Annotated in this window: 6 protein-coding genes, 1 tRNA gene and 2 rRNA genes; 4 read left to right on the top strand and 5 right to left on the bottom strand. The window is 37.4% G+C overall.

The window, feature by feature from the left end; genetic code table 11:
• Positions 1–147: 147 nt before the first annotated feature.
• Entirely contained in the window at positions 148–705 is a 558-nt protein-coding gene (locus MHB61_RS09105) for a helix-turn-helix domain-containing protein (protein ID WP_058221768.1), read from the top strand.
• Positions 706–714: 9 nt separating this feature from the next.
• Here MHB61_RS09105 and MHB61_RS09110 read toward each other — a convergent pair whose 3' ends face one another.
• The 5 genes from MHB61_RS09110 to dnaA form a co-directional block, all read right to left on the bottom strand.
• On the bottom strand, positions 715–915 hold the full coding sequence (locus MHB61_RS09110; RefSeq protein ID WP_003132155.1) for a DUF951 domain-containing protein: 201 nt from the start codon (positions 913–915) through the stop codon (positions 715–717).
• Positions 916–951: 36 nt separating this feature from the next.
• Positions 952–4563: a helicase-exonuclease AddAB subunit AddA gene (gene addA / locus MHB61_RS09115; protein WP_014570317.1), complete on the bottom strand. Its 3612-nt coding sequence runs from the start codon at positions 4561–4563 to the stop codon at positions 952–954.
• Entirely contained in the window at positions 4556–7855 is a 3300-nt protein-coding gene (gene rexB / locus MHB61_RS09120) for an ATP-dependent nuclease subunit B (RefSeq protein ID WP_003130857.1), read from the bottom strand. The genes addA and rexB overlap by 8 nt, the downstream gene beginning before the upstream one ends.
• 105 nt (positions 7856–7960) lie before the next feature.
• A complete protein-coding gene (dnaN, locus tag MHB61_RS09125; RefSeq protein WP_003130856.1) occupies positions 7961–9103 on the bottom strand; it encodes a DNA polymerase III subunit beta in 1143 nt (380 codons plus the stop codon).
• A 156-nt stretch (positions 9104–9259) separates the two neighbouring features.
• On the bottom strand, positions 9260–10627 hold the full coding sequence (gene dnaA, locus MHB61_RS09130) for a chromosomal replication initiator protein DnaA (RefSeq protein ID WP_003130853.1): 1368 nt from the start codon (positions 10625–10627) through the stop codon (positions 9260–9262).
• Positions 10628–11470: 843 nt separating this feature from the next.
• Between dnaA and MHB61_RS09135 the strand changes: the two genes are divergently transcribed.
• The 3 genes from MHB61_RS09135 to MHB61_RS09145 all read left to right on the top strand — a co-directional run bounded on the left by MHB61_RS09135 (position 11471) and on the right by MHB61_RS09145 (position 16222).
• Positions 11471–13017 (top strand): 16S ribosomal RNA (locus tag MHB61_RS09135).
• Positions 13018–13110: 93 nt separating this feature from the next.
• Positions 13111–13183: transfer RNA gene (locus MHB61_RS09140), tRNA-Ala, on the top strand.
• A 138-nt stretch (positions 13184–13321) separates the two neighbouring features.
• A 23S ribosomal RNA gene (locus MHB61_RS09145) occupies positions 13322–16222 on the top strand.
• The 16S and 23S rRNA genes sit together here with 1 tRNA gene alongside, the layout of an rRNA operon.
• Positions 16223–16272: the final 50 nt, after the last annotated feature.

Below are 16272 nucleotides of genomic sequence, written 5' to 3' on the forward strand. Positions count from 1 at the left end.
CATGTCATCACTAGCCTTTATTTTAAAGGCTTGCCACAAAATGTTACCCTAAAATACCACCTATGTTCTTGCTTTTAACTTCGCTTTAGTTGATAATGAAATCAGAAATAAATCACTAAATCACCCATTTAAATTTAAGGAGAAAAAATGCTCGGAGAAAATTTACAAAAAGCTCGTCTTGCCCAGAAGCTCACACAAGAAGAAGTTGCAAAAGAACTTTATTTTAGTAGACAAGCCATTTCACGTTGGGAATCCAATAAAGCTGAACCAAATTTTGAAACATTGATTGCCCTAGCCGAATTATATGAATCAGATTTATCAGCTTTTGCTCAAGGAATTGAACCACAAAAAAGAAAGAAACATATCAACCTATTTGCTGGTTTTGGCTTAGTCTTTTTTAACTTCGTTCTTGGTTTCTGGTTGATAATTACTACTGCTTTGATTCTTTTGGCTCTCTATGCTATTATATTAGCCTTATTCCTTGCTCCATTTATTATGATTTTCGCTGTTGCTACTCATAACCCACATATTACTTTTGGGAATGCGAATGGAGCAACAGGTTTTGACTGGTGGTACTGGTTAGTTGCGATTATCGCTTGTTCGCTGATGGTTCTTGTTAGCCCTTTGATTTGGCGATTTACAAAGTTACTTTACTTTTGGCTTATTAAATACCTCAAATTTAATCTCAAATCGGTTTATAATTAAAAAAAGGGCTCACTTGAGCACCTTTTTTATTTTTTTATTAAAGTCAAAACGACTCATCATCACTTCATGATTGCAGTTTGTACATCTTATCTTGATATCTGCACCCAATCTAGTGATTTCCCAAGCATTTGCTTTTTTACCAGTCGCCTTAACAGTGCAGGCATGAGGTTTCTTCATCTCGACAATCGAACCTAATTCATATTCCAGCATTATCTATCCTTTCTATACAATTCCTGTCATTATAATCTAATCATCTAGTTTTTCAACAAAAACTTGCTGAGGGCCTCCTAATAAAATGAGATACTTGTCAACTTGGTTGACATCGTAGGCTTTTTTCAAAGCCTCACTATAAAGATTCATCTGATCTCTATAACGCTCTTTTATTTCAGAAATAGCTGAAGAACTTGTAAATCTATCCGTCTTATAATCAAATAGAACGATTTTATCAGTAAGTTTAACAAATCCATCACAAATTCCCCGAACAATATACTGCTCTTTAGCAAATTCATCTGTTCTCAACATTGAAAATGGTGCTTCTTTAACTGTTTTATCAACATTTTCCGATAAAAACTGACCGAAATCTGTATCAAACAAAGTCAAAATTTTAGCAATATCAATTTGATTTTTTATTTTTTCATCAAATCCCATTTCATCAAGTGTCACTTGAAAACTAAATAAATCTGCTTGAGAAAAATCTGCATACTGCATAAAACTATGAGTTGCCGAACCGATTTCTGCAGCAGTAACTTTCTTAGGACCAAAATCAGAAAAATCTAGCTTTTTGACCCGAGTAAATTCACTTTTCGGTTGAATTTCACCCACTTGTAATTGTTTTTCATAGCTTCGTTTTTTAACCTGACTTGGTGTTTGAATACTTGAAAGCTCTGTTGCTGCTTGATGTGGATATTCATAATTCATAATTTTTTGAGCTTTTTGTATTTCATCAGAATAGGCCATGATATTATCAAATTTTTCCGATTCTTCGACCAATTTTTTGAAATCAGGTTGACTTGTAAATTCAATTTTTTCTGCTTCCAACCCTTCTTTTGTGTAGACATTGAGTTTCATCGGAAGTTTTGTGGCATTTTGAAGCGCCAATATCCAGTGTTGAAAACCGCGACTTGAATTACGAAATTTATCTTCTAAAATCTTTCCTTCTAAACTTGCATTATCATAAAGGTCAAGTCCTGATTTTTTATCTGTTTCTTTTATTTTTCCGACAAGATAAAGTTTTTTCTTTGCTCGTGTAAATGCAACATATAAAACACGCATTTCTTCTGAAAGAGCTGCTCTTTGTTTTAAGTCTTTATTCACCATGTAAGGGAATGTTTCCATTTTCACTAAAGCATAAGGGAAATCAGTTATAACATCTGCTTCATCCTTTAAATCGGCAATAAGCTTCATTCCTAAACCATTTTCACGACTTAGGATAACATCTTCTTTCAAATCACGATCGTTGAAACGAGATTGTAAATTCATTAAAAAGACATAATCAAATTCTAATCCTTTTGATTTATGGAAGGTCATCACTCGAACAGCATTTTGAGGAAGTTTTATATTAACAGAAGCTAAATCATTATTTTGTTCCATAAATTTGTTGATTAATCTTACAAATTTAAATAATCCTTTATAACCAGAACTTTCATATGATTCTGCTCGAACTGCTAAGGCTTGTAAGTTCGCTTGACGCATTTCACCATTTTTTAAGGCACCAACATAGTCGAAATAGTAGGTTTCAGTATATATTTTCCAAAGTAAATCATGAATTGCAACTTGGTTTACAAGTTTACGCCATTCTGTAAACTTCTTATAAAATGCTTTAAGCTTGTTCTCTAAGGAAGGATTGATAAGTTCTGGATTTTGTCCTTCTTTATTAAGTGACAAAAGAATTTTATCCCAAAATCGAAGGTCATGGCTTCCTTGAGTACTGATTCTAGTTAATTCATCTTCATTAAATCCAAATAACGGAGACCTTAACATCGCAACCAATGATAAATCATAGAGTGGATTATCAATTGCTCGTAAAACATCTAACATAATTAAGACTTCCATTGATTTCAAAAAATCAACTCGACCTTCATCAAGAACAACCGGAATATCGTAACTAAGCAGAATATCCTCAATTTTATTATTATTTGATTTAGAACGAACCAAGATTGCTATATCTTTTGGTTCAACTCCAGCTTCAATCAATTTTTTTATTTCTTGAGCTGCTCCTTTAATCTCTCCATCCGAAATTCTTACTTCGGATTCATCTGTTTCTTCATCACTTGTATTTTCTTTGTATAAAAGAAGTTCTGGATAAAAATCTTTCTCAGATTCAACTGGATAATCAGTAATATTTCCTTGAACTAATGCTTCTTCTTTGCCATAAGTCATCTCACCTAATTTTTCATCCATCAGGTGTTTAAAGATATCATTTGTAAATGTTAAAACCTCACCACGTGAACGAAAGTTTTCTTTTAAGCGAATTAGTTGATTTGGATTTTCTGTCTTGGCATAGTCTTTATATTTTTCTAAAAAGAGGCCAGGGTCAGCTAAACGAAAGCCGTAAATTGATTGCTTAATATCACCAACCATGAAGAGATTATGTCCATTCGATAAAAGTTCCAGCATTCGCTCCTGAGTGTGGCTGGTATCCTGATACTCATCAATCATGATTTCATCATAATGTTCTCTTAAAGTTTCACGTATATCTGGATTTTCCTCTAAAATTTCGATGGCAAAGTGTGCGATATCAGAGTACTCAAAGGCATTTTCATTCTTTTTACGTTCTAAATAACTTTGGTAAAACTCAATAACAAATTTTTGTAAGTTTTCTGCGATTTCAAATGTTTGATTTTGATATTTTTCAATCAACTGACCATGTTTTATTTTATCAACAAACTTCCGAATTTCTCCAGGTTTGGATTTCGAGCCCACTAAGTCTTGCTTTTGTGCTGAAAAATCTTTTTTCAGAGCCGAAAGTATTTCATCTTTTGAAGAACCCACTCGAATATCTGTATCTATTGATAAAAATAGTTCTGTGAAAGTTGTAAAATCTTTAGTGGTTATTGCTTCTAAGAGTTCATTTTTATTATCTAAAATAAGATTGGCCTTATCACGTCCAGCCCCTTTTTTAGCAATTACTCCATTGGTTAATGAAGTTTCTAGAAGTTCAAAAAATATCAGTAAATTCTCTTTTATATCTGCTGAAAAATCTGCAGACAAGTCTGTCAGTGATTTATATGTTTCAAAACCTTTTAAAAATTGATTTTCTAACCACTTTATTGGATTTTCGGTTGCTGACGCAAAACGGTAAATAGTGTAAACTACTTTTTGAAAACCAGCAATATTTCTGTCTTTAGAAAAATTTTTTATAAGTTCTTCAAATTTTTCTTTTGAAATATTCAATCCATCATCTTCTGATAGATAAGACTCAACCAATTGTTCAAAGACTTCTTGTCTAATTAAATCACTCTCTGTTTGATCAGCTAAGATTCGGAAATTCGGGTCAATATTTACTCGATTGAAATTCGTTTTTGTCAATTTTTGGGTGAAACTATCCATAGTTCCAATATCAGCATTTGACAGGTTCTGTAAAGCAAGTGTCAACCTACGAGCTTGATTTTCATCAGAACTTTCTTGTCTGGCTTTTTTTAAATCTCGCTCAAGCCGCATCCGTAATTCGCTTGCTGCTTTTTTTGTAAATGTGGAAATGAAAAGTCGATCAATTTCAATTCCTTGTTTGACTTTCTCGACAATTCTTTGAGCCATAACAAAAGTTTTTCCGGAACCAGCACTCGCTGAAACTAGAATATTCTTACCAGAACTATGAATGGCTTCATTTTGCTCTGGAGTTAATTTTACTTCACTCATTTCGCCCTTCTCCTTTTAATTCTGCTAAGATTTCTGCTTGGGATTTTTGACCAATTTCACGACTATGCTCATTCATGTGTACATTTGCTTCAAATCGACAAATAGATTTAAGCGGACAGTAGCGACAACCTCGAACATTACCTGTTTGATCAATCCCTTCGGAGCGTTTCATAATTGGATTTATTGCAATCTGACCACTCTTAAGTCGCTGACCAGCATGCTGATAATGATTTTCATTCAATTTTAAAAGCTGCTCAAATTCTTCTTGATTGTAAATATTAGATTTTTTTACAGTAATATTTTCTATTGCTTTTATTTGATCAGCTGCCTCTTCCAAAACTAAACCATCATAGCGCATTGATTCTTTCAATAAGCCAGCAATCTCTGATAAATGATTGATTTCTGATAAGTTAATTGGTTGATTTTTAAATTGTAAATAAAGAGCACCCCATATTTTTTGATTAGGAAAAGCTTCTTTAATCACGTCTAAATAGGTCATAAATTGTAAACTCAGACCGTCATAAGCATCCTGTAATTTAAAGGAATGAGCACTTGATTTGTAATCTATAGCTCCTAAATAATCAGAAGAAAGTTGGTCCAAACGGTCAATTCTTCCTCGTAAGTAAATATCGTCAACAGAAAAATTACCTAATTCACTTTTTGGTAAGCCAAAACTACTTTCTGTCAGTAAAGTTTTAAGTTCATCAGTAGAAACTGTTTCCTTTAAAACTGTTGCAGTCTGTCTAACAATTTCTTCTAAATTGGTCCAAGTAAATCTTGCTGTTGCATCCTGAGTAAAATAACGAGAGTAATTACTGTCAACATCATGTAAAACTTTTGTCAATTTTTCATCAAAATTTTCAGCTGACAAAGCTTCTTCTTGCATGACTTTTTCAAAAACTTCATGGAAAAAGTTACCGACAATTTTGGAATTTATATCAATATTTTCAAAAGTTTCCAGACCCAAAGTGGTCTCTAAAAAGTACTGATATTCACAGTTATAAAAGCGTTCAAAAGAACTGACAGAAGCATAAAGTTTATCACCATAAATTTTGTCTAAGGTTTCTTTTGATAAGTTGACCGTATCAATATCTTTAGCTAAATCCAATAATATTTTTTGAAAATCAGGATTTGACTTAACTAAGATTCGGAAAATACTAGACCAAAAAACTCTTTTGTCATCATTTTTTTCTTCAGTTTCAACAAGTTCACGCTCAATTTTTCCAATCATAGAAATCACTGAACGACTGTTTCCAATGTGCTCTAAGCTTTCAAAAAGATTGACTTCTTGAATTTTTTGAAGAATTTTTTCATCCGAATGATTCAAAAATAATTGGAAAACTGGTGAAAATTCTCCTTGCTCATTTGCCATAATTTGTGGCATGGACAAAACTAAAGTTTCTTTTGCTGAATTCACTAAAGAAAGGACTGTAAACTGATTTTTTTGATAGTTGACAACATTCAACTGTTCAATAAACTGATTTTCATCAGTTGTTTGATTGATTACTAGTCGCTCTTCATCGGATAAAAGTGTTGAATTTTTCTTTATTCTTGGAAAATTGGTTTGACTCAAACCAATGGCATAGATATATTTATTAGTTTTAGGTTCAACAAGTTCATAATCTTTGATGTTTACAACATCAACGTTTGCTGGAATTTGTCGATATTTCGCATTTTTCAATCCTGCTAATAAAATATCTAAAAACTCCACACTTTTCAATTTTTCATCAGAAAAAACAGCCAAAAACTCATTCAATATCGAAATAAGCATTTGCCAAACTTGTTCATGTTTATCAGCCATTTGGTGCTTATTTTCAGATTCTGCTTCTGAAAAATAAGTGTTCATATTGGCCATTACATTTCCATTTTCAAGTAAAACTTGTAAATCAGAAACCCATTTTTTTCCTGTTTTTTGCCGATTTGTCCCCAAAAAGGCTTGTAAAGGAGAATCATTTCCCAATAAGTTTTCGCGAAGTTGATTCACTAATTCAATTTTAGAAAACTCACTTTCATTGAATGCTTCCGTAAATTTTTTTCGACCAGAAATCTTATATTTTTGAACATAGTATTCAAAGTAATCAATGACTTCTTCATCTAGGTTGACATCAGTGTAAACCTTACTTTTTAGAAGATTGACAACATCATCTGTCCGATAATTATTTTTTTTAATTGAAAGTAAACTTTCAAAAAAGATAACCAAAGGATGCTGACTCATTGATTCTTCTTGGGCGTAGAAAAATGGAATCTCGTAAAGTTCAAAAATTTCTTTCAAAGTAATTTCATAAGCAGCTGGATCGCCTACTAAAACTGTAAAATCTTTGAAAAAAGCCCCCTGACTTATTTTTTGTCTAATTTCCTTTGCGACACCTTCAATTTCAACTTTTTGATTTTCGGCTTCCCAAATTCTGAAATATTTTGCATCAGCAGAATTTATTTCAATATTTTGATCAGAAATGGCAAATCGTGAATCCAAATCGAGTAATTTTGTCAACTTGTTGTAAACTTCATTGACAGATGAAAAAGCCATTTTTCTTAGTTCTACTGGAAATTTACTGCGAAAACGCCCAATCATTTGACTCGTACTGATATAAATTGTTTCAGATCCGGCTGTCAGTGAATTATCATCACTATAAGTTCCAATGACAAAACGTGCCACTCTATCTTGAATACTTTCAATAAAAAGCTCTTCTTCGGCAGAAAATCGAGTATATCCATCAATGACAATTGTCACATCTTTGAGTTGAAAATCAAATTCCCCATCAGCAAGACGACTAGTAAAATCACCAAATTCTGAGTAGTTAGCATAGTCATTTGCTAATTTTTCTTCAAATCTACTTAAAATCTTTTTTAATTCTTGATTTTTAGGGCTGTCAGGTAAATTTTCTACTGACAGATTTGCTGTCAGTAACTCTGTTCTTAACTGAATTAGCATTTCCAAAAAACCAGCAGAATCCTGTAGAGAAAAATACAGCGGAATTTCTTCTTTTGAAAAACTCCTCAAAACACGTCGAAAAAGCATTGAAAGGCCTGCTGTGCCTAACTCTGTCTTTGTTGTCGCTTTTTCCCGCTTATCAAAATAATAAGGCAATTGCTTAAAACGAGTGACGAGTAAGTCAAAAACTGCTGCATCACTTCCCTTAGCCAAGCGCTCTAAAATTTCTTTCTCCTTCTCAAATGACATTGAAGAAGGCACAATGTAATAAACTTTTCGATTTTTTCCAAGTTCTTCAAGAGAAATCTCTAATAGTCCCTCTGTTAAATCTTGTGTAATTTCAGTATATAAAATTTCCATAAAAAATAGACCTAACTTTCGTTAAGTCCATTATAACAAAATCTAAATTTACTGACAGACATTTTCGTCAGTAAATCTAAGCTGACAAAAGAGCTGTCAGTAAAATTAATTTGTACGTACTGGTGTAATCAATTGAACAAATCCAGATTCTTCATTACGTGGTTGTAAAGTGAACGGACGAACATTAGAAATAAAGCGAATACGAACTTCTGGTGCTTTAATCACTTTCAAAGCATCAATCAAATATTCAGGATTAAAGCTGATTGCTAAGTCATTTCCTTCTTTTGATAAGGCTGTCAATTCTTCATGGACAGAACCGACCTCAGGAGAGTTGGCTGTAGTTACTACAGAATCACCAGAAACCGTCAATTTTACAGTTCCATTAGTTGTCATTACTGTCAACAAACGCGCACGATCCATTGTATGACGCAATTGCGCAGCATCAAAAACTAAATCTAAAGTATAATCAGCTTCATTTGGAATTAAACGATTAGTATCAGGATAAGATCCTTCAATCAAACGACTATAATAACTAATTGTTTCATTTCTAAAAAGCATTTGGCTTCCACTAATGAAAATTTCAATCTCTTCTTCATCATTTGTGAAAACATTTTTAAAACTATTGATTGATTTACTTGGCAAAATAACATCAAATTTTAATTCTGAATCTTCTAAAGGCAATAAACGTTGACTCATCCGATGTGAGTCAGTTGCGACTGCTTTTAATTCTCCAGTTGATAAAGTTTCTAAATGAACACCTGTAAAAATTGGACGATTTTCTTGAGTACTTACAGCAAAAACTGTTTCTGTAAAAATTTCTTTAAGTACTTTAACTTTCATTTTCAATGAAGAGCCTTCGGAAATTTCTTGTAAATGCGGATAGATTTCTGAATCCAGGCCTTTTAAAGTAATTTCTGACTTACCAGAAGTTAACAAAACTTGCTTTTGTTCTTTTTCAGTAAATTCAAGAGTGACTTCTGGTAATTGACTTACCACATTTTCAAAGAAAGCAGCTTCTAACAAAACTGAACCCGTTCCTGAAATAAGCATACTTGCATCTTTATTATCAACAGGTAAAAAATTCTTGATTGAAATTTGACCATTTGAACCAATTAAAGTAATTCCATTTTCTTCAACTTCAATTTTTAACTTTGTTAAAGCAGGAATTGTTACTTTAGAACCAATTGCTTGTTTGGTAATTCTCAAAGCATTTTGAAACGCATTTTTATTAATTGAAAATTTAATCATGAGATTCCTTTATAATTTCTTTTTATAAATATAATAGTAATAGTAGTAGGTCCTGTGGATAATCTGTATAAGACAAATCCACTTAGAAGTATAAGCTTTTCCCCTGTGGATAATTAAAGAATAAGCATTTTATAAGTCCTTGAGTTTTCCACAGGCTTAAAATTTACGTTTAATGCTATCGATGTCTTTTTGAACATCCATATCATTTTTCATCTTATCCGAAATTTGTTTATAAGCATACATTACCGTTGTGTGATCACGGCCGCCAAAAGCAGTTCCAATTGCCGGAAGACTTGTACCTAAAAGTTCTCTGACAAGATACATCGCAATCTGTCTTGGAAAGGCAATTTCCTTAGGACGCTTAGGACCAACAAGATCTGAGAATGAAATATGATAATAATTAGCAACTTCATCTTGAATTTTTTTAATAGTAAGATTTGATAAAGATTGCTGAGTTGCATTTTTTAAAGAACGCAAAGCCTGACTAGCTGTTTCAATATCGACCACGGCAATGCCATTTGCTCGAGCCACAAATTCGACTCGATTTAGAGCGCCCTCGAGTTCTCGAACGTTTGAATCAATCTGACCAGCAATATAAGATAGAGTTTCACTCGGAAATTCTAAACGACTTGATTCAGATTTAATCAAAAGAATAGCCATCCGAGTTTCATAGTCAGGAGCCGTAATATCAGTAGTCAAACCCCAAGAGAAGCGTGAAACCAAGCGATCTTCCAAATTATTTAATTCTTGCGGAATACGATCAGAAGTTAAAACAATTTGGGAACCTTTATCATAGAGTGCGTTGAAGGTATTGAAAAATTCATTTTTCGTCCCCTCTTTATCACTGAAAAATTGCACATCGTCCAATAGAAGTAAATCTAAATTACGATAAGTATTTTCAAAATTCTCCATTTGGTTTTTTCGCGTTGCATTAACATAGTCGTTAACGAAATTCTCCGAAGAAACATATTTAATTCGAGCAGTCGGATTGTCAGTCAAAATCTGATTTCCAATTGCATGCATTAAATGCGTCTTACCTAGACCAGCTCCACCATAAATAAATAGTGGATTATAGGTATCACCAGGTTTATCAGCAACAGCAATTGCCGCAGCCAAAGTCCAACGGTTACCAGGACCTTGCACAAAATTTTCAAAATTATATTTCTCGTTGAGACCACTAACCAAAGGAGAAGCGGGTTTAGCAGTAAAATGCGGCTGCTCTTCAATAGAAGATTGATTATTTAAACGATGAAGTTCCAGTTCAGTTAACTCATCATTTGCATAGAGTTCATAATCAATCATCCGACCAAAGACCTCAAATCCCGCCGTTGTGATCAAATCGGACTGTTTTTTCCAATAATCTTTTTTCATTCCACTATCAAGCAAGATATTGGCAGTATCTTGCTCGACAGACATTAATTGAGCAGGCTCAATAAAAAAATCATAAGCTTGTTTACCGATACTCTGCCGAGCTAGTTCGGTTACACGGGCCCAAAATTTTTGATTTTCATTAAGGGATGCCATATTACTCCTTTACTTTTTAGTTTGTTGATAACTCATTATATCATTTCACATTATATTTTTCCACAGTCTGTTGAAATTAACAAAAGAAAGTTTTCCACCATAAGAAAAAGTTATTAACAAAACTGTGGATAATGTGTAAAAGTTTTTTTATCCACAGAAAAAGATAAGGAATACCAAATGCATACGGACTTATCCACAAATCAAAAAAAGTTAAATTTATAGATTATTTGCTGTGGAAAAAGAAAAAAATAAGAAAAATTTACCACAGCTTTTAGACAGTCAGTTCTATCTTTGGGGATATTTTATCTCTAATGTAATAAAATCCAAGAATTTGAAAATAAATTGTTAAATTTTAAGTTTTCTACTATATAAAGACGGAATAAAGAGACGAATTATTTGCTACAAAATAAAAGAGAATTCAATTTTCTACTGTTTATAATAAAAATTTAGTTAAGCTTAAAAACATCATTTCTACGTGAAAAATCAAAGAATTTTATTCTCAGAAGGTAAGAAAGACTAAAATAAGTACCTTATCTTACTAAAAAATAAGAAAAAATAAAAAGTAATGAAAATCAGTGGTGGCATGAAATAAAGCGAATACAGGAGAGGGAAAAAGCGAACGTAAGATAAAAAAAGGTATAAAAGTCACAGTTAATTCTTGACAAGTTTAGTTAGGTTTGATAGAATATAATAGTTGTCGCAAGAGACGAGAGTCTTGAAGCGATAAGCTAGACCATTGAAAACTGAATAAAGAAGAATGACTCATGTGATGTAGTAAGATACATCAAAAATCTGTCAATCAATAATGAAAGACAAGCCAGTCACTAAGGTGACTTAAATACTTTATTTGAGAGTTTGATCCTGGCTCAGGACGAACGCTGGCGGCGTGCCTAATACATGCAAGTTGAGCGCTGAAGGTTGGTACTTGTACCAACTGGATGAGCAGCGAACGGGTGAGTAACGCGTGGGGAATCTGCCTTTGAGCGGGGGACAACATTTGGAAACGAATGCTAATACCGCATAAAAACTTTAAACACAAGTTTTAAGTTTGAAAGATGCAATTGCATCACTCAAAGATGATCCCGCGTTGTATTAGCTAGTTGGTGAGGTAAAGGCTCACCAAGGCGATGATACATAGCCGACCTGAGAGGGTGATCGGCCACATTGGGACTGAGACACGGCCCAAACTCCTACGGGAGGCAGCAGTAGGGAATCTTCGGCAATGGACGAAAGTCTGACCGAGCAACGCCGCGTGAGTGAAGAAGGTTTTCGGATCGTAAAACTCTGTTGGTAGAGAAGAACGTTGGTGAGAGTGGAAAGCTCATCAAGTGACGGTAACTACCCAGAAAGGGACGGCTAACTACGTGCCAGCAGCCGCGGTAATACGTAGGTCCCGAGCGTTGTCCGGATTTATTGGGCGTAAAGCGAGCGCAGGTGGTTTATTAAGTCTGGTGTAAAAGGCAGTGGCTCAACCATTGTATGCATTGGAAACTGGTAGACTTGAGTGCAGGAGAGGAGAGTGGAATTCCATGTGTAGCGGTGAAATGCGTAGATATATGGAGGAACACCGGTGGCGAAAGCGGCTCTCTGGCCTGTAACTGACACTGAGGCTCGAAAGCGTGGGGAGCAAACAGGATTAGATACCCTGGTAGTCCACGCCGTAAACGATGAGTGCTAGATGTAGGGAGCTATAAGTTCTCTGTATCGCAGCTAACGCAATAAGCACTCCGCCTGGGGAGTACGACCGCAAGGTTGAAACTCAAAGGAATTGACGGGGGCCCGCACAAGCGGTGGAGCATGTGGTTTAATTCGAAGCAACGCGAAGAACCTTACCAGGTCTTGACATACTCGTGCTATTCCTAGAGATAGGAAGTTCCTTCGGGACACGGGATACAGGTGGTGCATGGTTGTCGTCAGCTCGTGTCGTGAGATGTTGGGTTAAGTCCCGCAACGAGCGCAACCCCTATTGTTAGTTGCCATCATTAAGTTGGGCACTCTAACGAGACTGCCGGTGATAAACCGGAGGAAGGTGGGGATGACGTCAAATCATCATGCCCCTTATGACCTGGGCTACACACGTGCTACAATGGATGGTACAACGAGTCGCGAGACAGTGATGTTTAGCTAATCTCTTAAAACCATTCTCAGTTCGGATTGTAGGCTGCAACTCGCCTACATGAAGTCGGAATCGCTAGTAATCGCGGATCAGCACGCCGCGGTGAATACGTTCCCGGGCCTTGTACACACCGCCCGTCACACCACGGGAGTTGGGAGTACCCGAAGTAGGTTGCCTAACCGCAAGGAGGGCGCTTCCTAAGGTAAGACCGATGACTGGGGTGAAGTCGTAACAAGGTAGCCGTATCGGAAGGTGCGGCTGGATCACCTCCTTTCTAAGGAATATATACAAAGACATGAGCATTCAACTTTATTCAGTTTTGAGGGGTTTAGTGATAAACCTAAGCAAGAATCAAATTCTTGATTGTGGGGCCTTAGCTCAGCTGGGAGAGCGCCTGCTTTGCACGCAGGAGGTCAGCGGTTCGATCCCGCTAGGCTCCATTGTCAGACAAGACGTTAAAATCACTTGAACATTGAAAACTAAATAACAATATCTAATAACGATAAATAAACCAAAAGCTGTGAATTTTAAAGAATTTACAAACTTATACTTGAAAAACGATGATTATAAATCATCATGGCAAAGTTAATAAGGGCGCACGGTGGATGCCTTGGCACTAAGAGCCGATGAAGGACGTGACTAACGACGATATTCTAGGGGGAGCAGTAAGTACGCATTGATCCCTAGGTCTCCGAATGGGGAAACCCAGCTGCTACTAGCAGTTATTCATGAGTGAATACATAGCTCATGTAAAGGTAACGCAGAGAACTGAAACATCTAAGTACCTGCAGGAAGAGAAAGTAAAAACGATTTCGTAAGTAGCGGCGAGCGAACGCGAAGAAGGGCAAACCAAGAAGCTTGCTTCTTGGGGTTGTAGGACTGCAACGTGGACTTAAGCATTATAGTCGAATAACCTGGGAAGGTTAATCAAAGAGGGTAATAATCCCGTAGACGAAATAGCGCTTATACCTAGCAGTATCCTGAGTAGGGCTGGACACGCGAAATCCAGTTTGAATCCGGGAGGACCATCTCCCAACCCTAAATACTCCTTAGTGACCGATAGTGAACCAGTACCGTGAGGGAAAGGTGAAAAGAACCCCGAGAGGGGAGTGAAATAGCACCTGAAACCGTGTGCCTACAAGAAGTTCGAGCCCGTTAATGGGTGAGAGCGTGCCTTTTGTAGAATGAACCGGCGAGTTACGTTATGATGCGAGGTTAAGTTGAAGAGACGGAGCCGTAGGGAAACCGAGTCTGAATAGGGCGACTTAGTATCATGATGTAGACCCGAAACCTAGTGACCTATCCATGAGCAGGGTGAAGGTGTGGTAAGACGCACTGGAGGCCCGAACCAGGACACGTTGAAAAGTGTTTGGATGACTTGTGGATAGCGGAGAAATTCCAAACGAACTGGGAGATAGCTGGTTCTCTCCGAAATAGCTTTAGGGCTAGCGTCGAAATGTAAGTGTATTGGAGGTAGAGCACTGTTTGGGTGAGGGGTCCGTCTAGGATTACCAATCTCAGATAAACTCCGAATGCTAATACACATGTTCGGCAGTCAGACTGCGAGTGCTAAGATCCGTAGTCGAAAGGGAAACAGCCCAGACCAACAGCTAAGGTCCCAAAATATATGTTAAGTGGAAAAGGATGTGGGGTTGCACAGACAACTAGGATGTTAGCTCAGAAGCAGCTATCATTCAAAGAGTGCGTAATAGCTCACTAGTCGAGTGACCCTGCGCCGAAAATGTACCGGGGCTAAACATATTACCGAAGCTTTGGATTGATATTTTATCAATGGTAGGAGAGCGTTCTTAACCGCGATGAAGGTATACCGTGAGGAGTGCTGGAGCGTTAAGAAGTGAGAATGCCGGTATGAGTAGCGCAAGATAAGTGAGAATCTTATCCACCGTAAGACTAAGGTTTCCAGGGGAAGGCTCGTCCGCCCTGGGTTAGTCGGGACCTAAGGCGAGGCCGAAAGGCGTAGTCGATGGACAACTGGTTGATATTCCAGTACTAGATATGATCGTGATGGAGGGACGCAGTAGGCTAAGAGATGCCAGTTAATGGATTCTGGTCTAAGCAGTGAGGTGTGAGATGTGTCAAATGCATTTCTCTTTAACATTGAGCTGTGATGGGGAAGCAACTACGGTTGCGAACTCTCTGATGTCACACTGCCAAGAAAAGCTTCTAGCGTAAAGTCATATCTACCCGTACCGCAAACCGACACAGGTAGTCGAGGCGAGTAGCCTCAGGTGATCGAGAGAACTCTCGTTAAGGAACTCGGCAAAATAGCCCCGTAACTTCGGGAGAAGGGGTGCTGGTGTAAAAGCCAGCCGCAGTGAATAGGCCCAAGCAACTGTTTATCAAAAACACAGCTCTCTGCTAAACCGCAAGGTGATGTATAGGGGGTGACGCCTGCCCGGTGCTGGAAGGTTAAGAGGAGTGCTTAGACGTAAGTCGAAGGTATGAATTGAAGCCCCAGTAAACGGCGGCCGTAACTATAACGGTCCTAAGGTAGCGAAATTCCTTGTCGGGTAAGTTCCGACCCGCACGAAAGGCGTAATGATTTGGGCACTGTCTCAACGAGAGACTCGGTGAAATTTTAGTACCTGTGAAGATGCAGGTTACCCGCGACAGGACGGAAAGACCCCATGGAGCTTTACTGTAGTTTGATATTGAGTACCTGTAAGTCATGTACAGGATAGGTAGGAGCCATTGAAATAGGGACGCTAGTTTCTATTGAGGCGTTGTTGGGATACTACCCTTGACTTATGGTTACTCTAACCCGCTGGCATAATCGGCCAGGGAGACAGTGTCTGACGGACAGTTTGACTGGGGCGGTCGCCTCCTAAAGAGTAACGGAGGCGCTCAAAGGTTGGCTCAGATTGGTTGGAAATCAATCGTAGAGTGTAAAGGTAAAAGCCAGCTTGACTGCGAGAGCTACAACTCGAGCAGGTAGGAAACTAGGACTTAGTGATCCGGTGGTACCGCATGGAAGGGCCATCGCTCAACGGATAAAAGCTACCCTGGGGATAACAGGCTTATCTCCCCCAAGAGTTCACATCGACGGGGAGGTTTGGCACCTCGATGTCGGCTCGTCGCATCCTGGGGCTGTAGTCGGTCCCAAGGGTTGGGCTGTTCGCCCATTAAAGCGGCACGCGAGCTGGGTTCAGAACGTCGTGAGACAGTTCGGTCCCTATCCGTCGCGGGCGTAGGTAATTTGAGAGGATCTGTCCTTAGTACGAGAGGACCGGGATGGACTTACCGCTGGTGTACCAGTTGTTCCGCCAGGAGCACGGCTGGATAGCTATGTAGGGAAGGGATAAGCGCTGAAAGCATCTAAGTGCGAAGCCCACCTCAAGATGAGATTACCCATTCGTAAGAATTAAGAGCCCAGAGAGATGATCTGGTAGATAGGCTGGAAGTGGAAGAGTTGCGAGACTTGGAGCGGACCAGTACTAATCGCTCGAGGACTTTACCAAAAGAGTCAAATATAATATGCTTATGGTTTAAAAGTTAGAAGAATTGTTAT

The organism is Lactococcus sp. FSL K6-0773 (assembly GCF_038006485.1).
Taxonomy (GTDB): domain Bacteria; phylum Bacillota; class Bacilli; order Lactobacillales; family Streptococcaceae; genus Lactococcus; species Lactococcus lactis.